Origin of the sequence: Gloeomargarita sp. SRBZ-1_bins_9, assembly GCA_039794565.1 — a bacterium.
Taxonomy (GTDB): Bacteria; Cyanobacteriota; Cyanobacteriia; order Gloeomargaritales; family Gloeomargaritaceae; genus Gloeomargarita.
The window spans coordinates 162,535-182,264 of sequence record JAUQVX010000001.1; the positions used below are offsets into that span (position 1 = coordinate 162,535).

A 19,730-nucleotide genomic window follows, 5' to 3' on the forward strand; every position below is an offset into this window, starting at 1 on the left:
GAATAATGTTTTTAGGAGAGGTAGCATGACGCAGCAGGACGTGACACGGACGCGGGGTTACACCGTCGAAAGTGGGGGCCGGTTGAACAACTTTGCCATTGAACCCCGGATGTATGTGGACGAGGTGGCGCGGGTGGGCTTTACGGAGTATGCCGAGCGGTTGAACGGGCGATTAGCGATGATTGGGTTTGTGGCGCTGATTATTTTAGAACTGTTGACCGGCAAGGGGTTGATCGGGTTATTGAAGGCCTTGGGTTAACGGGGACGGGCTTGGATGGTTTGATGGACCAGTTGTATCAGACTGTCCCGGTCTGCATTACGGGCGCTGAGGGTGTAGGGGGCGTTGCTACCAACCCAGTGCATCGGGGCCGTGCAATAGGCGCCGCAACTGTTCACCAATTGCCCTGGGCTAGCTGCACCTTCTGGTGAGTATCGCCTTGACCAGAGGTGAACAATCGGTTTTCTAGTTGACTGCTGTAGGACTCAACCGTCCAGGCCCCGGCCCAGCAACCCGGAAAGGTGTATAGGACCAGGTCGCACGAGGTTGGTGGGGGAGGACAGTGGGGACAAAAAAACAACTGCATTTCCCCGAAGCGCAACGGTTCATGGGGTAACCGAATTGGAATGTTTACCTAAGGTGCGCCTGATTTGTGAGATTTGGCCTGGGCCATTGACCAAGGGGCGGAATGTTTCCGTGACATCCAGTCAGGCAGTCACCTGTTCACCCGTGATGGGGATTGTTGGCCTACCTGAATCGCCGGGGTTTGCCTAGAACCCGCCCCCAACTGACCTTGCATCAGGGCAGCCATCTTACAGGGGATGCGCAATTTCCCCAATCGAACCCTACACCTGGGGAAACCGGTGACACAAGCCTGCCGTCGCGGTAAGCATATGGGCAACATGCCAGTCGTAGATGGGTAATGGGCGCCCAAGTGTGGTGTCAGTTTCTTAGGCGATCAGGTGGGCATGGGACCAGGGCTAGGGGTTCCCGGCAAACGCACAATAGGGATGGCCAGGGAGGGATTGCATCAGCAGGAACGCCAGACTCCCCTTATTCACCGGCCAACTGCCACCAGCCCAAGCCGGGTCCGATAAAGCGCACTGTTACCCAGATGACCACCAGTAATCCAATTCCCACCCATGTGCCGCGCGTGGTAATTTGCAGAAATTGCTGCCATCGCTGCGCCAGCGCATGGGTTTTGGGGGCTTGCGCCTGGGTTCGGCGGCGTTTGGCTTCGCCCATGGACTATTAAAGGGGGTAGGACTTGACCAGCATTATAGGCGGTCTCGGGGAAGGAAAACAACCGGCTAGGGTTATACTAAGTCCTGTTTGTTAGGGCAGGGAGGTATCAGTATGGCGAGGCCGCCGTCACCGGAGTTGGTTTGGGTGGTCGGCAGTATTTTTGCAGGATTGGGTGGTCTATTCCTCGTCATCAGCTTGGGATTTACTTATCACACCCGTAACTTTGTGGCCAGGGCCGAGACCGCAACTGGTCAGGTGGTGGCACTGGAGTATCGGCGCTCTAGGGATACCCATGATGGTTCTACCTCCTACCTTTACTACCCGGTCGTGGAATTTGCGTTGGCCGATGGGCAGCAAATCCGTTTTGAAAGCCAAGTGGGCAGTAGCTGGCCTCGGTTTCGGGTGGGGCAAACGGTCGAGGTTTTGTATGACCCACGAAATCCCCAGAAGGCCCAGATTAACCGCTTTTGGGAACTGTGGCTTTTCCCGGTCGTGTTCGGGGGATTGGGAGCTGTATTTTTCCTGATTGGCGCCGGGTCATTGCTGATGGGAGTCCGCTGAGGCGGTGGGGTTGGGATGGCAGCGTTCATGTTCCGGCTCGTCTTTTGCTTGATTGGTCTGGCGATGTTGGGGTTTGCGGGGTGGGATGCCCATCGCACTTGGCAGTTTGTACAAGTCGCCGCTAAAACGACAGGCGAAGTTGTAGACCTGGAGCGCCAAAGGCTAGCCGATGAAGACTATGATGACCACTACGCCTATCGGAGATACCGCTATTCTGGGCGCATTGGGCACCGGAGGTCGGTGAGCTACTATCCTGTCGTGGTCTACACCCTGCCCGATGGCCGCCGGTTAGAAGTGGTGGCCCGGACAGGGAGTACACCGCCTCGTTACCGCATTGGCCAGCGTGTGGAGGTGCTCTACGACCCCCAAAACCCCAGCCGGGCGCGCATCAACGATTTCTTCGAACTGTGGCTGTTGCCCCTGTTTTTCGGCGGGTTCGGCCTGTTTTTTACCATCGGTGGCTTGGTGGCTCCTGTCAGTTCTAACACGGTGAGATAACCCCTATGTGGGACGTTTTGACAGCTCCCTTGCAGTTGACTTTCATGCAACGGGCACTGGTGATGGGCCTGCTGACGGGGGCCTTGTGTCCGGTGGTGGGCAGTTTTCTGGTGGTGCAGCGGATGGCGCTGTTGGCGGATGTGATGGCCCATGCGGTGTTGCCGGGGGTGGCGGTATCCCTGGCGCTGGGGATGGATGGGGGGTGGGGGGCTTTGGTCTCCGGCCTGCTCAGTACAGGGGTGATGCACTGGCTGCAACAGCAAACCCGTATCAAGGCGGATGGGGCCATGGCTTTTACCTTTGCCAGTTTCTTTGCCCTGGGGGTTTTGCTAATTAGCTGGCTGCGCCCGACTCGGGATTTGGAACACATCCTGTTTGGCAATTTGCTGAGCGTGACGGGGGCAGACATCGGCAAAACGGTGGCCCTGGCCGGGGTCCTGGGGGTGTTACTGGTGCGTTTTTATCGGTCCCTGCTGTTTGTCACCTTTGACCCGGTGGGGGCGCAGGCGCTGGGGTTGCCGGTGCGCTGGTTGCACTGGGGACTGCTGGTGGCGGTGACCCTGACCATCATTGTCAGTATGCAGGCGGTGGGGGTGATTTTGGTGATGGCGTTGATGGTGGGACCGGCGCTGGTGGGCTATGTGCTGGCTCGGGACCTGTGGGGCATGATGGCTGTCGGGGCGGGGGTAGGGGTGCTCAGCAGCGCTTTGGGGGTCTATAGCAGTTATTACCTGAACCTGCCGCCGGGGCCGTTGATTGTCCTGGGTAATACGGCGATTCTGGTGCTGGTGGTGCTAGGACGGGGGTGGCACTGGCGTAAGATGGAAAAAGACACCGGGACCGATTCGTCATGCAGCGCATCGCCACGGTAACCCGCCAGACCCGCGAGACCTCTGTGCAGGTGACCTGGAACCTAGACGGCCAGGGGGACTGTGAAGCCAATACGGGCATCCCGTTTTTAGACCACATGTTGCACCAGTTGGCGACCCATGGGTTGTTTGACCTCAGGGTGCAAGCCCAAGGGGATGTCCATATTGACGACCACCACACCAATGAGGACGTGGGGATTACCTTGGGGCAGGCGTTGGCCCAGGCATTGGGCGATAAAAAGGGGATTCACCGGTTTGGTCATTTCCTGGCCCCGTTGGATGAGGCGTTGATTCAGGTGGCGTTGGACTGCTCGGGACGACCCCATTTGAGCTATGGGTTGGCCATCCCTACTCAGCGCGTCGGCACCTATGACACCCAGTTGGTGCGGGAGTTTTTTGTCGCCCTGGTCAACCACAGCGCCATTACCCTGCACATCCGGCAACTGGCGGGGATCAATTCCCACCACATCATTGAGGCCACGTTCAAGGCCTTTGCCCGGGCGTTGCGCCAGGCTGTGGACTATGACCCCCGGCGGTTAGGGCACATTCCCAGTTCCAAGGGTTCCCTGTGCGGCTAGGGGACATCGGCGAAGGGGGACTGTTGCAGCGTTTACATCCCTTTTGCCCGGCAGAGGTCATTGGGGACGACGCCGCCTGGTTTCGCCCACCGCCGGGGAAAGAACTGGTGATCACCACCGATGTGCTGGTGGAAGGGGTGCATTTCAGCAGCAGTCCCCTGAGTCCCCTGGCTGGCCTGACCATGACGGCGGCGGATGTGGGCTGGCGGGCGGTGGCGGCTAACTACTCCGACCTGGCGGCCATGGGGGCCCAACCGTTGGGGATCACGGTGGGGCTGGGGTTGCCGCCGGAGTTGCCAGTCGCCTGGGTGGAGGCGCTCTATCGGGGGATGCAGGAGGTGCTGGGGGTCTATGGCGGGGTGATTTGGGGGGGGGATGTGGTGCGCTCGCCGGTGGTGTCTATTGGCATTACGGCGGTGGGGTGGCTGGAGCAGCTGCGTATCCAACGGTCAACGGCCCGAGTGGGGGACTGGCTGGTGGCCACCGGCTATCACGGACTGTCCCAGGCAGGCTTAGTGCTTCTCACCAAGGGCGAGTCGTCCCCGGAAACCGCTGTTTTGCTCACCGCCCACCGCCGACCCCGGCCCCGTTTGGATGTGGTGCGTGTGCTCCAGCAATTGGGTCTCCAGCGGGTGGCGGGAATGGATACCAGTGATGGGCTGGCGGACGCGGTTTGGCAGATTTGTCGCGCCAGTGGGGTAGGAGCTAAATTGCGCCCTGAGGTTCCCGTGCACCCCCTGTTGGCCCAACGTTTTCCCCAACAGGCCTGGGAATGGCTCTGGTACGGGGGTGAGGATTTTGAATTGGTGTTGGCGTTGGAACCGCCGGCGGCCCAAGCGTTAGTTAGCCAATTAGGCCCACCGGCTCACATTCTCGGAGAGATCATCCCCGGTGACCAGGTGTGGCTAGGGGAAGAGCCGTTGCCAGCAGTGGGCGGATTTCAGCATTTCACCAGGGATTGCCGATCAGGTTAAAGGCCGCCCAGTAGTAGGGATGGGTGAAATCGGGGTTATGACCACGGGCCATGCTGATTTGGGCTTGCCGCAGGGCTTCTGCAGGGGGGATGGTTTCGCCATGGACCTGCAAACGGTGGTAAAAGTCATACATCAACGCCAGAGTTGGTTCATCCTCTACGCGCCAGAGGGAAGCGACAACCCGTTTGGCCCCCAACCGCACCGCTAACCCCGCAAAACCCAACTCCGCCTGGACATCCCCTATAGCCGTGCGACAGGCGCTCAAAACCACCAACTCCGCTGGATTGGCCCGCAGGTGTTGCTGTAGGGCGCTAAACTCCAGGGGCTGGTCGTAGAACTCGAGGTAGCTGCGGGTCGGCAAAAACTCAGCGTGGGTGGCCACATGAAAGGCAAAACCCGGATGCTGTTGCCAGGCCGCCAGAAAATTACTCGCCGTGAAGTCCTGGTTCAGGTACTGGCGCCCCTGGGTCAGCTTGGCGATTTGTTCGACTTCTACCCGGACTCCTGGCAAGAGGGGTTGGCGGCCCCCAAACTCTTCGCTGCCCATGACCACCGTTCGCCCACCCATCTTTTGCCCAGTCAAGTCGAGATTCACCAGATTAATGCTGGGGATCTGGCTGAGGCGATAGCGTTCCACCAGATGTTCCTGGCCGGTCCACAACGCCCGGTAGGGAAGGCTCCGCAGGTGTTCGTCCGGCACGATGAGGAGGGCTTGCACCTGATGCCTTGCAAGGATTGGCTCGAGGGGAGCAATCAACCAGTGATAGAGCCTTTGCCCCGGTACACGGTAGTTGGTGTTGGAACGGTGGCGCGGGTCCTGGAGGAAACGGATAAACCGCTCAACCGTTTGTTGCACCTCCCGGGCATTCAGACTGACGGTTTGCAAGAAGGTGGTTTGCTCGGCGACTTTGCGAGGGAGCACCAGGGCCACGGTCAAATTTCCATCCCGCAACCACCAGTACACCAGGGCTGTGCGCCCCCGCCCCCGTTCCTCCGCTTGTTGGAGCACCCCTTGTATCTCGGCTAGGGAAAGCCGATTTTCTGGCTCCAGACCCGTCAGGCCAAAACGCAGGCGAAAATCTGTATCTATAGCTGCAATCTGTTCGCTTGGGGTTAGCCCAGGCGCCATCGGCAGGGGTAACCAGGGCCGCCGTTGCAGGAGGTCGCGTTGGGGGTCCAGATTGGGTTTGGGCTTTGGGCTAGGAGGATTAAAGGGACCTTGGAACTGCGCCAGGGCAACGGACGACTCTAGCAGGACAAAAGCCAAGGTTAGGAAAGCCAAAAGACGGTGCCCCATGGGACCCCCTTCGCTATTTCATCTCCCATCCTAGACGGGGATAGCCTTCCCCAAGTTGCCAGGGGGGAACGGGGGTTTTATCCTAAGAACGATGCACTAATGCACACGACGGCCATGACGGAACCTTTGGCGTTAGGAATTTTGGGATACGGCGGTTTGGGCCAGGCAATGGGGCAGTTGGTGTCCCGGCGACAACAGGTGCGTTGGGTGGCGGTGGCCGACCGCAAGGGCTATGCCCTGAATCCGGCAGGTTTATCCCCGGCCCACTGCCAAAAGGTCTATCGCGAGCGGGGGTCAGTGGGCTACCTGGAGCCGGGGGGCGTGATCAGCGAAGATAGTCTCGGCGATCTGATGGCCCAACCCGGTGTTCAAGCCTACTTTCTCGCCCTGCCCAATTTGCCCAACACCTTTATGGCCGAGGTGGTGCGGCGGTTTTTGGCCCAAGGGTGGCGGGGGGTCCTGGTGGATGCCCTCAAACGCACCCGTGCGGTGGAATACCTGCGCCAATTGCACAAGGATTTACAAGCCGGGGGTATTACCTACTTAACGGGTTGTGGTGCCACACCAGGGTTATTAACCGCAGCGGCAGCTTTGGCGGCCCACAGCTATGAAGAAATCCTGGCGGTGGACATTCGCTTCGGGGTGGGCATTGCCAACTGGGAAGCCTATCGGGCCACCATTCGTGAGGACATTGCCCATTTACCCGGCTACGACGTGGCCAAAGCCCAGGCCATGACCGACGCGGAAATCAACGCCCTGCTGGACCAAACCGACGGTAAGTTGCACCTGGAAAATATGGAGCACGCCGATGATGTGATCCTGGAATGGGCCGGCATCTGCCCCCGGGAGCGGGTAACCGTCGGTGGCATTGTGGATACCCGCAACCCCCGCAAGCCCATCAGCACTCACGTGAAGATCACGGGCCGCACGTTTGAGGGGAAAATCTCTACCCACACCTTCACCCTAGGGGACGAAACCAGCATGGCCGCCAATGTCTGCGGTCCGGCGTTGGGTTACCTCCAGGCGGGTTGGCAGCTCCACCAACAGGGACATTACGGGTTGTTCACCTGCGCCGAGGTCATGCCCCGCTGGGTGCGCTAGTTCTCAGGGCAACCAATGCGGCTGGCGTCCCCATAGCCCCAAGTCCTCCGGTTTTTGCCCCACCGGGTGGTCCCCCAGGGCTAACCGCCACAGGCGTCCGTTGGTTTCCAGCAACAGACTACGTCCATCTGGGGCCAGGGCCATGGAGGGCGGTGCCGGGTCTGCAAACTGCACCAGCGTCTGGATTTGTTTGGTCGGGAGCACAATCGCCGCCAGGTAAGGTAACTCCTGGAAATGGGTGACCTCGCCTGCTTCGGTGGCCAGCACATACACCCAAGGCCGCCGGGGGTCAAAACAGGCGCTCAAAATCGAACCCCGTAACCGCAACAACTCCTGCTCACCCCTTTCCCCCACCACGAACAACGACCGGGTGAAATCGCTGTTGAACTTCACCATCAGCGCCTGCGTACCGCGCTGGTCAAACTCCAATAACTGACCGAATTTGGGCAAAAACTCCAACGGCTCCGCCTCCGGTTGCAATGGCAGTAGGGCCAAACCCTCCCCCTTAGCCATCACCAGGTTTTGGCCATCCGGCGTCACCCGAAAATCACCCCCCAAATCCACCTGCAAGGCCCGTCGTTGTCCCCGCAAATTCACCTGCCACAATCCCGACTGGGCGGAATTGGATAAACTGGCCCGGGCCACCACCAATTTTTGACCATCGGGGGATACATCAAATTTCAGATTTTGAAACCCCTCACTGGGCAACAGGAGGGCCACCTGACCGGCCTCGCGGCGGGGGGGCGTACCCTCCGGGGTGGCATACTGCAAACCCGTGGTCACCGTATAAATTTCCACCGCCGGGTCATCCCGTCTTTGGGCGCTGAACACCACCCGGTCCGCCTGGGGCAAGGGTTGGGCATCCAACACCACCAAATCCGGCGGCGTCAATACCCGGTGGGTGCCCTGGCTCAAGTTATGCAACACCAGACGTCCCGTCTCCTCCCCTTGGGTCCCCACATAGATAAATGCCTGGTCCCGCGTGCGAAACCGTCCGGTAAAGGGTTCCATCACCCGCCCGCGGCCATACTTATCCTTCGCACCTCGGACCTCCAGCCGGTATTCCTGCCCATAGGGTGCCGGTTCCACCAGTGTGTAGGCCATACGCCGTCCCGCCCAACTCACCTTGCCCCGCAGCGTCGGCGTGATCCGTATCCCCTGTTCCACCGTGCGGGTATCCATCGGGCGATTAAACGTCACAATAAAGGCCTGGTCCTGCGCCCCCACCACCCGTTCCTGCCAAGAAAACTGCTGCACCCGGGGTCGGGACCGATCGCCTCCCCCCAAAAGCACCAGGGTCACCAGGGCCAGGAGGACCAAAACCGTCACCACCGCCCGGTCCAAAGGCTGTTTGAGCATGACTAGCGTCCCGATCGGCTTTTCTGGTGGATCACTCTAACATTCCCGCCCCTGGGGATGAGCAAGGTAGCATCTGCCTCTGCCGTTAGGCATTAAGCAATCGTCAAGAACACAGCGACTGGCTGGGTGGGGTTGCTAGGGTGGAAAGGAACGAGTACGGCCAAAACGATGGACATCCCCGCAGGTTACGTCAATCTCATGGGGCGGGTGCACGGTTCCGAGGTCAACGGGCCGGGCCGCCGGGCAGTGGTTTGGGTACAGGGGTGCTACCGGGCTTGCCCAGGCTGCTTTAACCCCCAATCCTGGGCGTGGGAAATGCGGGAACTGGTACCGATTCCGGAGCTGGTGGACTGGATTCTGGCGGACCCGGACGAGGAGGGAGTGACCTTTTCTGGGGGCGAGCCGTTTCTCCAGGCGGTGGCCCTGGCGGCAGTGGCGCGGGCGGTGAAGGCAGCCGGGCGCAATGTCATGTCCTTTAGCGGCTACACCCTGGCGGAGTTGCAGGGTCCCCAGGCCCCGGCTGGCTCAGCAGATTTACTGGCCCAATTGGATATTTTGGTGGACGGTCCCTACGTGGCGTCCCTGGCGGTGAACGACCCCCATTCCCTGGTCTCCTCCCGCAACCAACGGGTGCACGTATTCAATCCGGCGCTACGGGACCGGCTGAACTGGGCCAGTAACCAAGCGGAAGTGCATATCCTCAAGGACGGTACCCGCATTTTCACCGGCTTTTTGGGCCAATTCCTAGAAACCTAATGGAGGGAGCTATGGGTACGTTTCAGCAGGAAATGGACCGCATTAAACAGGGCACGGCGCAACTGTCCCAGGCGATTCCCGACACCATGAAGGGCTTTTACGCCCTGAGCCGGGCAGCCACCACCCCCGGCGCTCTAGACACCAAAACCAAGGAACTGATTGCCCTGGCCATTGCCGTGGCGTTGCGCTGCGATGGTTGCATCGGCTTCCACACCCGCGCCGTTTTACAGGCTGGAGCAACCCCCCAAGAAATCATGGAAGCCCTGGGGGTAGCCGTACTGATGGGGGGCGGACCGGCGCTGATGTATGCGGCCCACGCCCTAGACGCCCTGGCGGAATTGCAACCCCCGTCCCCCACTTGACTACTGGCCCCAAACCACCACCTCCCCAAGGCCGTAATAAAACTAGACGAATCTACACATTCGTTAACAGCGTGGGAGGTACCATTGATGGTGAAGTCATCTGCTTGGTTAGGGGTTGTGCTGGGGTTGGCGTTGGGACCGGTGGCGCCGGTGATGGCCAGGGGGACCTGTGGACCTCGCTTGGCCGCGGGAACGCCGGGACAGCAGGCGGCCACCCAAGGCAACATCGTGCAGGTAGCCCAGCAGGCGGGTCAGTTCAAGACCTTGGTGCAGGCGGTGCAGGCCGCAGGACTGGTGGATGTCTTGTCCGGTCCGGGGCCGTTTACGGTGTTTGCGCCCACGGATGACGCCTTTGCCGCCCTGCCGCCGGGAACCCTAGAAAACCTGCTCAAGCCGGAAAACCGGGAAAAACTGCGGGCAGTCTTGACCTATCACGTGGTGCCGGGCCGGGTCACCTCTAAGGACCTGAAGGCGGGTCCCCTGAAAACCGTGCAGGGACAATCCCTTACAGTAAGTCTCACGGAGCAGCCCCAGGTGGACAACGCCCGTATTCTCCAGGCGGATATCCCGGCCAGTAATGGGGTGATTCACGTGATTGACCAGGTGGTGCTGCCGAAAAACTAACCGCGGTTGCTTGGGCAAGGGCAGGTCTTGGCGACTCTCGCTATTCCTGGGCCTGTCCTGCCTTTACAACTGCCCGATGTCTTCGTACCACAGGTCAGGGTGACGTTGGATAAATTCCTGGAGCAAATGCCGGCACTCGGCCAGGTCCAGATCAATCACTTCTACGCCGTGCTGTTCCATCCATTCCCTTGCCCCAGGAAATGTGCGGGATTCCCCCACAATTACCCGGCGAATGCCAAACTGCACCACCGCCCCGGCGCATAAGTAGCAGGGCATGAGGGTTGAGTACAAAGTCGTATCCCGATAGGAACCGATGCGACCAGCCCGCCGTAGACAATCAATTTCCGCATGGGTAATGGGGTCATTGTCCTGGACCCGCCGGTTACGCCCCGCACCTACGATTTGTCCGGCCTTGACCAATACCGACCCGATGGGAATCCCCCCTTCGGCCAAACCCAAGCGCGCCTGTTCAATAGCTGCCTGCATGAATGCGTCCATAGCCCCTCTTGGACCTGTCCCCGGCATTATACCCAGCTAGCGGGGATAACGCTGCATCAGGTGCTGCACTTCAGCGGCATGGTAAGAACTGCGGGTCAAGGGGGAGGCCACCACCTGCAAAAAGCCCATTTGTTCCCCAATGCGCCGCCATTCAGCAAATTCCTCCGGATGGACATAGCGGGCCACCGGTAAATGCTTAGGACTCGGTTGCAGGTATTGCCCCAGGGTGAGAATGTCGCAGTCCACCTCCCGTAAATCCTGCATCACCTGAAGGACCTCCTCCCAAGTTTCCCCCAACCCCACCATCAGACCCGACTTGGTGTAAACGCGGGGGTGCAGTTGTCGGGCGTGGCGCAACAGCATCAGACTACGGTGGTAATCCCCCTGGGGACGCACACGCCGGTAAAGACGGGGCACCGTTTCCGTGTTGTGGTTGAGCACCTCCGGTTGGGCCGCCAGGATCACCGCCAGGGCCTCCCAGTTGCCACATAAATCGGGAATAAGCACTTCAATGGTCGTACCGGGGCAGACTTCCCGAACCTTGTGAATGCAGTTGGCAAATTGTTGGGCGCCCCCATCCGGTAGGTCGTCCCGGTTTACCGAGGTAATCACCACATGGCGCAGGCCCAATCGCCGCACCGCTTCCGCCAGCCGAGCCGGTTCCTCCGGGTCCGGGGGTGGGGGTTTTTTCACAAACTCAATATCACAGTAGGGACAGGCGCGGGTGCAGGCCGGACCCAGGATCAAAAACGTCGCCGTGCCCTGGCTAAAACATTCGCCGATATTGGGGCAGGAGGCTTCTTCACAGACCGTATTGAGCCGCAAATCCCGCAGCAGATGTTTGACCTGACCAAAGACCGGTCCCTGTCCCAGGGGCGTGCGCAGCCAATCGGGTTTGCGGGGGCGTGTAGGGGTTTGGGTCATGGATTCCACTGTAGCAAAGGATAAGCTAGGGGTGTGAGGGCCACAGGACAGGCATCCCCCATGAGGTATTGGTTGCTGAAATCCGAACCCCAGGTGTACAGCATTGCTGATTTGGCGCGGGAGCAACGCACGCTCTGGGATGGGGTGCGCAATTACCAGGCCCGCAATTTTCTACGCCAGATGCAGGTGGGGGAACGAGCCTTTTTCTATCATTCCAACGCCCATCCGCCGGCCATCGTTGGGCTGATGGAAATTACGCAAACTCATGTGGTGGACCCCAGCCAATTTGACCCCCACAGCCCCTATTACGACCCCCAGGCCTCCCCTGACCATCCCCGCTGGTGGACCGTGGAGGTGCAATATCTGCAAACCTGTGTCACCCCCTTGACCCTGGCGCAATTGCGTGTGCTCTATAACCCCCAGGAATTTCTCCTCCTGCGCCCGGGTAACCGGTTATCGGTGCTGCCGGTCCCTTCCCCCATCGCCCAGGACATCGCCGCCCGCACAGGATTGCGTTTATAGTCCTGTTTCCCTAAGATATGGGTGGTGGTGGGGGGGGAGCAGAGCAAGGGACCAATGGGTCGTTGGCTGCGGTTGATACTGCTGGCGGTGGCCGTTGCGGTGGTGGCCCACCTGGGGTTTATCCCGGCCTTGGCCCAGAGACCAACCGTCACGGTGCAGCTCATCGCCATCAACGATTTCCACGGGCGTCTGGAGCCAGACGGTTTAACCCTCGCTTTAGCCGATGGGCAACGGCTACCGGCGGGGGGCGCAGCCTATCTAGCTACCCATGTCCGGCGCTGGCGACAGGGGCACCGGCACACCCTTTTTGTCTCCGCCGGGGATAACATCGGCGCCACCCCCTTGTTATCGGCCCTGTTCCATGACGAACCGACGATTGAAGCCCTCAACGCCATGGGATTGGACGCTAGCGCCGTGGGCAATCACGAATTCGACCGGGGGGTGGCGGAGCTGTTGCGCCTGCAAAAAGGGGGGTGTCATCCCGGCGAGGGCTGCCCCACTGGTGAGACCTTTCCGGGTGCGCGATTTTCCTACCTGGCCGCCAATGTGATCGATGCGACCACCGGGCGCCCCCTGCTGCCCCCCTACCGGATTTACCAGTTTGCCGGGGTAAAGGTGGCCTTGGTGGGTCTGGTGCTCAAGGGCACACCCCAGATCGTTGCTCCCCAAAACGTGGCCGGATTGGAGTTTCGCGACGAAGCCGACACCCTCAATGCCCTGGTGCCGGTGCTGCGTAGGCAGGGTGTACGGGCCATCCTAGCCCTGGTCCATGAGGGCGGCTTCACCACCGGCGGCCATAACGAGTGCCCAAATCTCACCGGCCCCATTGTGGACATCGTGCGCCGTACCGACCGGGAAGTAGACGTTTTTATCACCGGGCACACCCATCGCGCCTACAACTGCCTGGTGGATGGACGGGTGGTCACTAGCGCCGACGCCTTTGGCCGGCTATTGACAGCGATAGAACTGCAACTGGACCGACGCAGCGGCGATGTCCGTTCCGTCCAGGCCCAGAACCATATCGTCACCCGCGACGTTCCCCCGGCGCCTGCCTTGACCCGTTTGATCGACAAGTACCGAGTCATTGCCGAACCCCTGGCCAACCGGGTGATTGGGCAGATCACCGCCGATATTCTGCGCCGCCCCAGCCCTAGCGGGGAAATGCCTTTAGGCAACCTCATCGCCGATGCCCAACTGGCCGCCACCCAAGGCCCTGACCAGGGAGGAGCCGTCATCGCCCTGATGAATCCGGGGGGCATCCGCGCCGATTTACTCTACGGGGAAGGGGGCCAGGTCACCTATGGTCAAGCCTTTAATGTACAGCCCTTTGGTAATTACCTGGTGACCCTGACCCTCACCGGGGCGCAAATCAAAACCCTACTGGAGCAGCAGTTCGACAACCCATCGCCGGGGCAAAACCGCATACTCCAGGTCTCCCAGGGCTTGCGTTACCGCTGGCGACCGGACGCCCCCCCCGGCCAGCGCGTGGTGGACCTCACCCTGCACGGCCAGCCCCTGGAACCAACCCAAACCTACCGAGTGACCGTCAACAGCTTTTTGGCCGACGGCGGCGATGGATTTAGCATCCTACGACAGGGGCAGGACCGAGTCGTGGGCATCCAGGACCTGGCCGCTTTGGAGGCCTATTTCCGCACCCACTCCCCCGTCAGTCCCCCGGCCCTAGGCCGTATCACCAACTAACCGCTTTTATCCTCACCGCTTTCCAAGGCGCTGGCTTCCCGTTTGAACTCCTCTTCAAATTCCCGGGCGGCCTGCTGAAAGCTCTTGACCGTCTTGCCCAAGCTACGACCGATTTCCGGCAGCTTGCGGGGGCCAAAGATGAGCAAAGCCACAATCGCAATCACCCCCAGCTCCGGCAACCCCATCCCAAAGATGTTCATCGTTACGCCTCCAGGGGGGGTCAGCGCCCCTGCCAACCCCCATCAACGCTTAACCGGCCCAATCCACCTTGAAGCTATCCAGCAGAATGGAGGAGTTATAAATCTGCAGGATGATCAGCAAAAACAGGAAAAACAACAGCATAAACACTGCCATCAAAGGCGTGGTTCCCCAACCCGGTGCTACCTTCCCGTACTCCGAATTGAGCGGGCGCAACAAGTCCCCCAACCAAGTCCGCATTGCCATAGGATTGACCCGTCCATCGTTAATCTCCTGTAACATTATAGGAGCACCTTTTGCTAGACGGATCGCCTTCTATGGAATCTGCAACAGTTTTTATCACTTCCCTGGCGGCGCTGGTGATCGGCATTACGGCCTACGCGATTTATGTGGCCTTTGGGCCGCCGTCGCGGGTGCTGGACGACCCCTTTGAGGACCACGAGGACTAGCCCCCTACAATAGAAGTGACCCCCCTGGGGGAAATGGTCATGGGACGCACGGGGATAGGCATCGTCACGGCCCAGCGGCGGCAGGAACGACCCGTTGGCCAAATTCACGTTTATGACGGTCTCGGCAAGGGCAAGTCCCAGGCGGCCTTGGGGGTGGTCCTGCGCTCGATTGGTTTGGGCATCAACACGGGCAAGCAGAACCGGGTGCTGCTGTTGCGCTTTCTCAAAGGGCCAGGGCGAGTCTATGACGAGGATGGGGCCATCGAGGCGCTGGAGCAGGCCTTTCCCCACCTGATTGACCAGGTGCGCACGGGGCGGGCGGAATACTTTGGTCCCGATGAGATTACGCCCTTTGACCGGTTGGAGGCGGAACGGGGCTGGCACATCGCCAAGGGGGCCATTCTTTCTGAGTTGTACTCGGTAATCGTGCTGGATGAAATCAATCCGGTGCTGGATTTGGGTTTGCTGCCGGTTGAGGAGGTGGTGGAAACCCTGGCCAAAAAACCGGAACCTCTAGAGATCATTGCCACGGGCCGGGCCGCCCCCAAGGAGTTGCTTGAAATTGCCGATCTGCACTCGGAAATGCGGCCCCACCATCACCCCACCGCCGAAAAGTACGGCATTACCGGGATCGAGATTTATACGGGCTCGGGCAAGGGGAAATCCACCAGCGCCCTGGGAAAAGCTCTGCAGGCCATTGGGCGGGGGATTCGCTTGGACTTGTCCCACCGGGTGTTGATCCTGCAATGGCTCAAGGGGGGCACCGGTTACACGGAGGACGCAGCGATTCAGGCCCTACAGCACAGCTATCCCAATCTGGTGGACCACCAACGCTGTGGCCGGGATGCCATTGTTTGGTGGAAGGACCGGCAAGAGTTGGATTACGTAGAGGCGGAACGGGGCTGGGAAATTGCCCAGGCGGCGATTCTTTCCGGGCTGTACAAAACCATCATCCTAGATGAGCTGAACCCGACGGTGGACTTGGAACTCCTGCCCCAGGAACCCATCATCCAGACCCTGTTGCGCAAACCCCAGCATACGGAGGTGATCATCACCGGGCGTTGTCGGCAATTGCCCCGCTACTTTGACTTAGCCAGCGTCCATTCGGAGATGGTCAACCACAAGCATTACGCCGACCGGGGGGTGGATTTGAAACGGGGGGTGGACTACTAGCGATACAGATCACAGCGGCGGGGCGCTTTTTGCCAAAAAATAGAGGAATGGAGTTGTGGCGTTTGTCCAGGAGTTTTTTATGAAGTTCCTCAATGGCCTCTTGGTGGCGGCGGTGGTCGGGCTGGTCACGGTACCGGTTCAGGCGGAGGATGCGGTCCAGGTACGGCAGTTATTGAACACCAAAACCTGTACGAACTGTGACCTGCGGGGGGCGGATTTGCGGGGAGCGCGGCTGAACAATGCCAACCTGCAGGGGTCGGATTTGACGCGGGCAAACCTCCGGGGTGCGGAACTGGTGGGGGCGGATTTGCGGAACACGGACCTGCGGAACGCGGATTTGCGAGGGGCCAATTTGAGCTACGCCAATCTGGAGGGGGCGGACTTGCGGGGGGCCAATTTAGAGGGAGCCAACCTGCGGGGGACGGAACTGGAAGGGCGCCGGGGACGCGGGAGTGCTACCCTACGGCAAATTACGGTGCCCCTACCTCGGCGTTAGGCGGTGAATTGACCCAGCGCTGGGCCAGGTTCACCCAATCCGACGGCACCATGATGATGGTAGTGGTATTGTTTTCGGCGCCGATTTCTGTGAGCATTTGTAGGCGGCGCAGTTCGAGGGCAGCCGGGTTTTGAGCAATTTCCTTGGCGGCGCTAGCCAGTTGTAAAGACGCTTCCTGTTCGGCGGCGGCCTTGATCAACCGGGCGCGTTTTTCCCGTACCGCTTCGGCTTCCTTGGCCATGGCCCGCTGCATGGAGGGGGGAATTTCCACGTCCCGCATTTCCACCCGTTCGATGTCGATGCCCCAGGGTGCGGTGATCTCGTCTACAATCTCCCGGATGCGCAGGTTCACCTGGTCCCGGTTTTTCAGTACGTCGTCGAGCAGGTTTTGGCCGACTACGTTGCGCAGGGTGGTTTGGGCGGCCAGATACACGGCCTGGTGGTAGTCCTCGACGCGGTTGATGGCCTTGGCGGGGTCAATCACCCGGTAGTAGAGCACGGCGTTGACCCGAATGGTGACGCTGTCGGCGGTGACGGTCTCTTGGGGTTGAACGTCCACGGTGCGGGTGCGCATATCCACCTGGACTTTTTGCTCCAAAAAGGGGATGGTCCAGTACAACCCCGGCCCGCGAATGCTGTGCAGGCGTCCTAGGCGAAAAATCACCCCCCGTTGGTACTCCCGGTCTAGTTTGAAGCCCGATAACAGGAGGGCGAGGATGACCAAAACGACCGTTGCGCCCCAGGGCATGGCTATCTCCTGGCAGTAACCCGGCACTTCTAGTTTAATTGCCCCTTGCTATACTACGGCTGGTCCGGGCAGGGTGAGGTCTATGCGGATCGCCACTTGGAATGTCAATTCGGTGCGCACCCGTTTGCCCCATATCCAAAGTTGGTTGGCCCGACATCCGGTGGAGGTGCTGTGTTTGCAGGAGACCAAGGTCCCGGATGACCAGTTTCCCAGGGAGGCGTTTCCGGGGTATACCTGCGTGGTGGCCGGGCAAAAGGCCTATAACGGGGTGGCGGTCCTGACCCGCATTCCTCCAGAGCGGGTTTCGGTGGGTTTTGCGCCCCTGTTGGGTCCAGAATGGGTTGGCCAGTTGGATGAACAAAAACGGTTCCTGCATGTGCAGATTCAGGGCTTAGAGATTGTGAATGTCTATGTGCCCAATGGCCAGAGTGTGGGCAGCGATAAGTACGACTACAAGTTGCGTTGGCTGGCGGCCCTGCACCAGTATTTACAGCGGTTGTTGCTGCGCACGTCCCAGGTGTGCGTATGCGGGGATTGGAACGTGGCCCCCACCGATCTGGATATTTACGACCCCCGGGACAAGCAGGAGCACATCATGGCTTCACCGGCGGAACGGGCGGCCTTTCAGCAAGTGTTGGCCTTGAGTTTCCAGGACAGTTTTCGGTTGTTTTGGCCAGAGGGGGGGCATTTTACCTGGTGGGACTACCGGGCCGGGGCCTTTCGCCGCAACCAGGGCTGGCGGATTGACCACATCTTGATCAGCCAAACCCTGCGTCCCTGGGCGAAAAATTGTTGGATTGACCGGGAACCCCGCACCTGGCAGCAACCCAGCGACCACACGCCGGTGATCCTGGAACTGGACTGGCCCCCTACACGATGAACTGATAGGGTTCGCTGTCGCTGGCCATGCGGCTGCGCACATCGTAGTACAAGTCGGCCAGGGTGCATTGGGCCAGGGCCTGCTGGCATTGCTCGCTCAGGCGTCGCCAGAGGCTGCGGGTCACCCAGTCGGTGGGTTGGTGGGCCGGGAATTCCGGGGTGCTTAGGGGCTCGCCGACGGCCGCCAGAATCTGCTGCACACGAATCGTCTCCGGCGGCTGGGCTAACCGGTATCCCCCCTGCGCTCCCCGCTGGGCCACCACTAAGCCAGCGCGCCGCAGCTCCAGGAGTAACTTTTCCAAAAAGGGGGCGGGAATCCCCTGGCGCCGGGCGATGGTGCGCACGGACACGGGTTGCCGGGAGGCCGCCAACGTCAATTCCAGCATCGCCTTCAGGGCGTATTGTCCCCGCACGGACAGGCGAAACATCGTTACACTAAGAAATACGCTCTCTTTTTTCCCATCATGGCAAGGACGCTAACCCCGCCGCGCATCCAAGACCAGTTACAGGACACGGTGGCCCGCTACAGTTCCCGCGTGGATTATCTGGACATCCGCCTGGAACAGAGTGAATCCCTGCGGTTAGGGTTCCGGGGGCCCCGTTTTGACGCCGTGGACCGGGCGCTGTCCTTGGCGGGGGGCATTCGGGCCTGTTATCGGGGGGGGTGGAGTTTTGTGACATTCAACGGCCTGGAGGAACTGGCGGATCGGGTGGAGGAGGCCGTCGAACAGGCCCGGTTGATCGGTCATGAACAAACCCAACTGGCCCCGGTCCCACCGGTGGTGGATTATGTCAGGGCGGAAATAGCCCGCGACCCCCGCACCGTACCCCTAGCGGAAAAACGGGACTTGCTCCGGCACTACAACGACCTGCTGCTGAGCTATGACCCCCGCATCCAAACCACCAGCGTCAGCTACCGGGAGCGGTTTGGGGTGACCTATTTGGTGACATCCACCGGTACCAACCTGGCTCAGGAACGTCTAGATGTGTCGGGGATGTTTGGCGTGGTGGCCCGGGGGGAGGGACTGGTGGTGCGCCAGGGCTACGAATCGGTCCATTCCCGCGCGGATTACCGGGTGATGATGGGCCTGGACGAGCAGGTGCGGGCAGCGGCCCAACGGGCGATCCGACAACTGGAGGCGCAACCGGTCAGGGGTGGACAGTACACGGTGATCCTCGACCCTTACCTGGCGGGGGTATTTATCCACGAGGCGTTTGGGCATCTCTCGGAGGCGGATTTCGTCTATGAAAATCCCCGCTTGCAGGAGCTGTTACAACTGGGGCGGCCGGTGGCCATTCCCGAGTTGAACGTGGTGGACGACGCTACCTTGCCTGGGTTGCCGGGTTCCCTGAAGTACGATGATGAGGGGGTGCCGGGGCAACGGAAATACCTCATCCGCGAGGGGGTACTGACCCAACGGCTCCATTCCCGGGAGACGGCGGGAAAGATGGCCGAGCAACCCACCGGCAACGCTCGGGCCTTGTCGGCGACCTATCCCCCCATCGTGCGCATGACCAACACAGGGATCGAGCCAGGGCGCTATACCTTGGCCGAGATGATGCAGGACATTGACCTGGGGGTGTACTGTGTGCGGATGCTGGGGGGCCAGACCAACGGGGAACTGTTTACCTTTACCGCCGCCGAAGGGTTTATGATCCGCAAGGGGCAACTGGCGGAACCCGTGAGCGATGTCACCCTGAGCGGCAACGTCTTTCAAACCCTGAAGGACATCGAAGCCATCGGCAACGACACGGTTTACCGCAACGGCGGCTGTGGCAAGGCGGGGCAGTCCCCCCTACCGGTGAGCGTGGGCGGTCCCCATGTGCGCATCAAAAATGTGGTCATTGGCGGGCGTTCGTGATGGAGCGACCCTATCCACCCCCACCAGTGTTGACCGCCGGCAACCGTAACGAAATATC

Annotated in this window: 26 protein-coding genes; 17 read left to right on the plus strand and 9 right to left on the minus strand. The window is 60.3% G+C overall.

Annotated elements, in window-relative coordinates; translation table 11 throughout:
• Nucleotides 1–25: 25 nt before the first annotated feature.
• Nucleotides 26–259 carry a chlorophyll a/b-binding protein gene (locus Q6L55_00890; protein ID MEN9257272.1) on the plus strand — a complete coding sequence of 78 codons (234 nt, stop codon included), beginning with the start codon at nucleotides 26–28 and terminating at the stop codon, nucleotides 257–259.
• Nucleotides 260–1,051: 792 nt separating this feature from the next.
• Here Q6L55_00890 and Q6L55_00895 read toward each other — a convergent pair.
• Nucleotides 1,052–1,243, minus strand: coding sequence for a DUF2839 domain-containing protein (locus Q6L55_00895; protein ID MEN9257273.1), 192 nt, complete (start codon nucleotides 1,241–1,243; stop codon nucleotides 1,052–1,054).
• 111 nt (nucleotides 1,244–1,354) lie between these two features.
• Between Q6L55_00895 and Q6L55_00900 the strand changes: the two genes are divergently transcribed.
• Genes Q6L55_00900 through thiL form a run of 5 tightly spaced genes read left to right on the plus strand, consistent with a single transcriptional unit; the run spans nucleotide 1,355 to nucleotide 4,723 of the window.
• A complete protein-coding gene (locus Q6L55_00900; protein MEN9257274.1) occupies nucleotides 1,355–1,804 on the plus strand; it encodes a DUF3592 domain-containing protein in 450 nt (149 codons plus the stop codon).
• A 15-nt stretch (nucleotides 1,805–1,819) separates the two neighbouring features.
• Nucleotides 1,820–2,302, plus strand: coding sequence for a DUF3592 domain-containing protein (locus tag Q6L55_00905; protein MEN9257275.1), 483 nt, complete (start codon nucleotides 1,820–1,822; stop codon nucleotides 2,300–2,302).
• A gap of 5 nt (nucleotides 2,303–2,307) precedes the next feature.
• Nucleotides 2,308–3,174, plus strand: coding sequence for a metal ABC transporter permease (locus tag Q6L55_00910; GenBank protein ID MEN9257276.1), 867 nt, complete (start codon nucleotides 2,308–2,310; stop codon nucleotides 3,172–3,174).
• Entirely contained in the window at nucleotides 3,153–3,749 is a 597-nt protein-coding gene (gene hisB / locus Q6L55_00915; protein ID MEN9257277.1) for an imidazoleglycerol-phosphate dehydratase HisB, read from the plus strand. Before Q6L55_00910 ends, hisB begins: the two co-directional genes overlap by 22 nt.
• A complete protein-coding gene (gene thiL, locus Q6L55_00920) occupies nucleotides 3,740–4,723 on the plus strand; it encodes a thiamine-phosphate kinase (protein ID MEN9257278.1) in 984 nt (327 codons plus the stop codon). Before hisB ends, thiL begins: the two co-directional genes overlap by 10 nt.
• On the opposite strand, the gene Q6L55_00925 is transcribed toward thiL, so the two are convergent.
• Nucleotides 4,698–6,020 carry a CHAT domain-containing protein gene (locus tag Q6L55_00925; GenBank protein MEN9257279.1) on the minus strand — a complete coding sequence of 441 codons (1,323 nt, stop codon included), beginning with the start codon at nucleotides 6,018–6,020 and terminating at the stop codon, nucleotides 4,698–4,700. The two genes, thiL and Q6L55_00925, sit on opposite strands and share 26 nt — an antisense overlap.
• A gap of 114 nt (nucleotides 6,021–6,134) precedes the next feature.
• Here Q6L55_00925 and Q6L55_00930 point away from each other — a divergent pair, with 114 nt between their 5' ends.
• Entirely contained in the window at nucleotides 6,135–7,121 is a 987-nt protein-coding gene (locus tag Q6L55_00930) for a hypothetical protein (GenBank protein ID MEN9257280.1), read from the plus strand.
• A 3-nt stretch (nucleotides 7,122–7,124) separates the two neighbouring features.
• Here the strand turns inward: Q6L55_00930 and Q6L55_00935 are convergent, their stop codons facing one another.
• The gene (locus Q6L55_00935; protein MEN9257281.1) at nucleotides 7,125–8,480 is read right to left on the minus strand and encodes an Ig-like domain-containing protein; all 1,356 of its coding nucleotides are present in this window, start codon (nucleotides 8,478–8,480) and stop codon (nucleotides 7,125–7,127) included.
• A 168-nt stretch (nucleotides 8,481–8,648) separates the two neighbouring features.
• Between Q6L55_00935 and Q6L55_00940 the strand changes: the two genes are divergently transcribed.
• The 3 genes from Q6L55_00940 (at nucleotide 8,649) to Q6L55_00950 (ending at nucleotide 10,222) form a co-directional block, all read left to right on the plus strand.
• Nucleotides 8,649–9,236 carry a 4Fe-4S single cluster domain-containing protein gene (locus tag Q6L55_00940; protein ID MEN9257282.1) on the plus strand — a complete coding sequence of 196 codons (588 nt, stop codon included), beginning with the start codon at nucleotides 8,649–8,651 and terminating at the stop codon, nucleotides 9,234–9,236.
• Nucleotides 9,237–9,247: 11 nt separating this feature from the next.
• A complete protein-coding gene (locus Q6L55_00945) occupies nucleotides 9,248–9,598 on the plus strand; it encodes a carboxymuconolactone decarboxylase family protein (protein MEN9257283.1) in 351 nt (116 codons plus the stop codon).
• An 87-nt stretch (nucleotides 9,599–9,685) separates the two neighbouring features.
• On the plus strand, nucleotides 9,686–10,222 hold the full coding sequence (locus tag Q6L55_00950) for a fasciclin domain-containing protein (GenBank protein ID MEN9257284.1): 537 nt from the start codon (nucleotides 9,686–9,688) through the stop codon (nucleotides 10,220–10,222).
• Nucleotides 10,223–10,285: 63 nt separating this feature from the next.
• Here Q6L55_00950 and Q6L55_00955 read toward each other — a convergent pair whose 3' ends face one another.
• The gene (locus Q6L55_00955) at nucleotides 10,286–10,720 is read right to left on the minus strand and encodes a nucleoside deaminase (protein ID MEN9257285.1); all 435 of its coding nucleotides are present in this window, start codon (nucleotides 10,718–10,720) and stop codon (nucleotides 10,286–10,288) included.
• A gap of 36 nt (nucleotides 10,721–10,756) precedes the next feature.
• The gene (lipA, locus tag Q6L55_00960) at nucleotides 10,757–11,644 is read right to left on the minus strand and encodes a lipoyl synthase (protein ID MEN9257286.1); all 888 of its coding nucleotides are present in this window, start codon (nucleotides 11,642–11,644) and stop codon (nucleotides 10,757–10,759) included.
• Between the two features lie 60 nt (nucleotides 11,645–11,704).
• On the opposite strand from lipA, the gene Q6L55_00965 reads away from it, so the two are divergent.
• Together Q6L55_00965 and Q6L55_00970 are read left to right on the plus strand one after the other, a co-directional pair.
• Nucleotides 11,705–12,166: an EVE domain-containing protein gene (locus tag Q6L55_00965; protein MEN9257287.1), complete on the plus strand. Its 462-nt coding sequence runs from the start codon at nucleotides 11,705–11,707 to the stop codon at nucleotides 12,164–12,166.
• Nucleotides 12,167–12,220: 54 nt separating this feature from the next.
• The gene (locus Q6L55_00970) at nucleotides 12,221–13,867 is read left to right on the plus strand and encodes a bifunctional metallophosphatase/5'-nucleotidase (protein ID MEN9257288.1); all 1,647 of its coding nucleotides are present in this window, start codon (nucleotides 12,221–12,223) and stop codon (nucleotides 13,865–13,867) included.
• Here Q6L55_00970 and Q6L55_00975 read toward each other — a convergent pair.
• Both Q6L55_00975 and psbH read right to left on the minus strand, forming a co-directional pair.
• Nucleotides 13,864–14,067: a TatA/E family twin arginine-targeting protein translocase gene (locus Q6L55_00975; protein ID MEN9257289.1), complete on the minus strand. Its 204-nt coding sequence runs from the start codon at nucleotides 14,065–14,067 to the stop codon at nucleotides 13,864–13,866. The two genes, Q6L55_00970 and Q6L55_00975, sit on opposite strands and share 4 nt — an antisense overlap.
• A 49-nt stretch (nucleotides 14,068–14,116) precedes the next feature.
• Nucleotides 14,117–14,311, minus strand: coding sequence for a photosystem II reaction center protein PsbH (psbH, locus tag Q6L55_00980; protein ID MEN9257290.1), 195 nt, complete (start codon nucleotides 14,309–14,311; stop codon nucleotides 14,117–14,119).
• Between the two features lie 71 nt (nucleotides 14,312–14,382).
• Here psbH and psbN point away from each other — a divergent pair, with 71 nt between their 5' ends.
• The 3 genes from psbN to Q6L55_00995 are packed head-to-tail and all read left to right on the plus strand — an operon-like array spanning nucleotide 14,383 to nucleotide 16,183.
• Entirely contained in the window at nucleotides 14,383–14,514 is a 132-nt protein-coding gene (psbN, locus tag Q6L55_00985; protein ID MEN9257291.1) for a photosystem II reaction center protein PsbN, read from the plus strand.
• A gap of 39 nt (nucleotides 14,515–14,553) precedes the next feature.
• On the plus strand, nucleotides 14,554–15,687 hold the full coding sequence (locus Q6L55_00990; GenBank protein ID MEN9257292.1) for a cob(I)yrinic acid a,c-diamide adenosyltransferase: 1,134 nt from the start codon (nucleotides 14,554–14,556) through the stop codon (nucleotides 15,685–15,687).
• A gap of 55 nt (nucleotides 15,688–15,742) precedes the next feature.
• On the plus strand, nucleotides 15,743–16,183 hold the full coding sequence (locus tag Q6L55_00995; protein MEN9257293.1) for a pentapeptide repeat-containing protein: 441 nt from the start codon (nucleotides 15,743–15,745) through the stop codon (nucleotides 16,181–16,183).
• Here the strand turns inward: Q6L55_00995 and Q6L55_01000 are convergent.
• A complete protein-coding gene (locus tag Q6L55_01000) occupies nucleotides 16,158–16,931 on the minus strand; it encodes a slipin family protein (GenBank protein MEN9257294.1) in 774 nt (257 codons plus the stop codon). The genes Q6L55_00995 and Q6L55_01000 overlap by 26 nt on opposite strands.
• A gap of 82 nt (nucleotides 16,932–17,013) precedes the next feature.
• Between Q6L55_01000 and xth the strand changes: the two genes are divergently transcribed.
• The gene (xth, locus tag Q6L55_01005; GenBank protein MEN9257295.1) at nucleotides 17,014–17,811 is read left to right on the plus strand and encodes an exodeoxyribonuclease III; all 798 of its coding nucleotides are present in this window, start codon (nucleotides 17,014–17,016) and stop codon (nucleotides 17,809–17,811) included.
• On the opposite strand, the gene Q6L55_01010 is transcribed toward xth, so the two are convergent.
• A complete protein-coding gene (locus tag Q6L55_01010; protein MEN9257296.1) occupies nucleotides 17,801–18,238 on the minus strand; it encodes an Rrf2 family transcriptional regulator in 438 nt (145 codons plus the stop codon). The genes xth and Q6L55_01010 overlap by 11 nt on opposite strands.
• A gap of 36 nt (nucleotides 18,239–18,274) precedes the next feature.
• Here Q6L55_01010 and Q6L55_01015 point away from each other — a divergent pair, with 36 nt between their 5' ends.
• On the plus strand, nucleotides 18,275–19,672 hold the full coding sequence (locus Q6L55_01015) for a TldD/PmbA family protein (GenBank protein ID MEN9257297.1): 1,398 nt from the start codon (nucleotides 18,275–18,277) through the stop codon (nucleotides 19,670–19,672).
• The last annotated feature ends 58 nt before the right edge of the window (nucleotides 19,673–19,730 follow it).

Coding starts and splice junctions, on each gene's coding strand:
- Q6L55_00965 (MEN9257287.1), top strand. CDS start 11,705: ATGAGGTATTGGTTGCTGAAATCCGAACCCCAGGTGTACAGCATTGCT.
- psbN (MEN9257291.1), top strand. CDS start 14,383: ATGGAATCTGCAACAGTTTTTATCACTTCCCTGGCGGCGCTGGTGATC.
- hisB (MEN9257277.1), top strand. CDS start 3,153: ATGCAGCGCATCGCCACGGTAACCCGCCAGACCCGCGAGACCTCTGTG.
- lipA (MEN9257286.1), bottom strand. CDS start 11,644: ATGACCCAAACCCCTACACGCCCCCGCAAACCCGATTGGCTGCGCACG.
- Q6L55_00930 (MEN9257280.1), top strand. CDS start 6,135: ATGACGGAACCTTTGGCGTTAGGAATTTTGGGATACGGCGGTTTGGGC.
- Q6L55_00910 (MEN9257276.1), top strand. CDS start 2,308: ATGTGGGACGTTTTGACAGCTCCCTTGCAGTTGACTTTCATGCAACGG.
- Q6L55_00950 (MEN9257284.1), top strand. CDS start 9,686: ATGGTGAAGTCATCTGCTTGGTTAGGGGTTGTGCTGGGGTTGGCGTTG.
- Q6L55_00900 (MEN9257274.1), top strand. CDS start 1,355: ATGGCGAGGCCGCCGTCACCGGAGTTGGTTTGGGTGGTCGGCAGTATT.
- Q6L55_00935 (MEN9257281.1), bottom strand. CDS start 8,480: ATGCTCAAACAGCCTTTGGACCGGGCGGTGGTGACGGTTTTGGTCCTC.
- psbH (MEN9257290.1), bottom strand. CDS start 14,311: ATGGCAATGCGGACTTGGTTGGGGGACTTGTTGCGCCCGCTCAATTCG.
- Q6L55_00970 (MEN9257288.1), top strand. CDS start 12,221: ATGGGTCGTTGGCTGCGGTTGATACTGCTGGCGGTGGCCGTTGCGGTG.
- Q6L55_00895 (MEN9257273.1), bottom strand. CDS start 1,243: ATGGGCGAAGCCAAACGCCGCCGAACCCAGGCGCAAGCCCCCAAAACC.
- Q6L55_01000 (MEN9257294.1), bottom strand. CDS start 16,931: ATGCCCTGGGGCGCAACGGTCGTTTTGGTCATCCTCGCCCTCCTGTTA.
- Q6L55_00990 (MEN9257292.1), top strand. CDS start 14,554: ATGGGACGCACGGGGATAGGCATCGTCACGGCCCAGCGGCGGCAGGAA.
- Q6L55_00890 (MEN9257272.1), top strand. CDS start 26: ATGACGCAGCAGGACGTGACACGGACGCGGGGTTACACCGTCGAAAGT.
- Q6L55_00940 (MEN9257282.1), top strand. CDS start 8,649: ATGGACATCCCCGCAGGTTACGTCAATCTCATGGGGCGGGTGCACGGT.
- Q6L55_01015 (MEN9257297.1), top strand. CDS start 18,275: ATGGCAAGGACGCTAACCCCGCCGCGCATCCAAGACCAGTTACAGGAC.
- xth (MEN9257295.1), top strand. CDS start 17,014: ATGCGGATCGCCACTTGGAATGTCAATTCGGTGCGCACCCGTTTGCCC.
- Q6L55_00975 (MEN9257289.1), bottom strand. CDS start 14,067: ATGAACATCTTTGGGATGGGGTTGCCGGAGCTGGGGGTGATTGCGATT.
- Q6L55_00945 (MEN9257283.1), top strand. CDS start 9,248: ATGGGTACGTTTCAGCAGGAAATGGACCGCATTAAACAGGGCACGGCG.
- Q6L55_01010 (MEN9257296.1), bottom strand. CDS start 18,238: ATGTTTCGCCTGTCCGTGCGGGGACAATACGCCCTGAAGGCGATGCTG.
- Q6L55_00905 (MEN9257275.1), top strand. CDS start 1,820: ATGGCAGCGTTCATGTTCCGGCTCGTCTTTTGCTTGATTGGTCTGGCG.
- Q6L55_00955 (MEN9257285.1), bottom strand. CDS start 10,720: ATGGACGCATTCATGCAGGCAGCTATTGAACAGGCGCGCTTGGGTTTG.
- Q6L55_00925 (MEN9257279.1), bottom strand. CDS start 6,020: ATGGGGCACCGTCTTTTGGCTTTCCTAACCTTGGCTTTTGTCCTGCTA.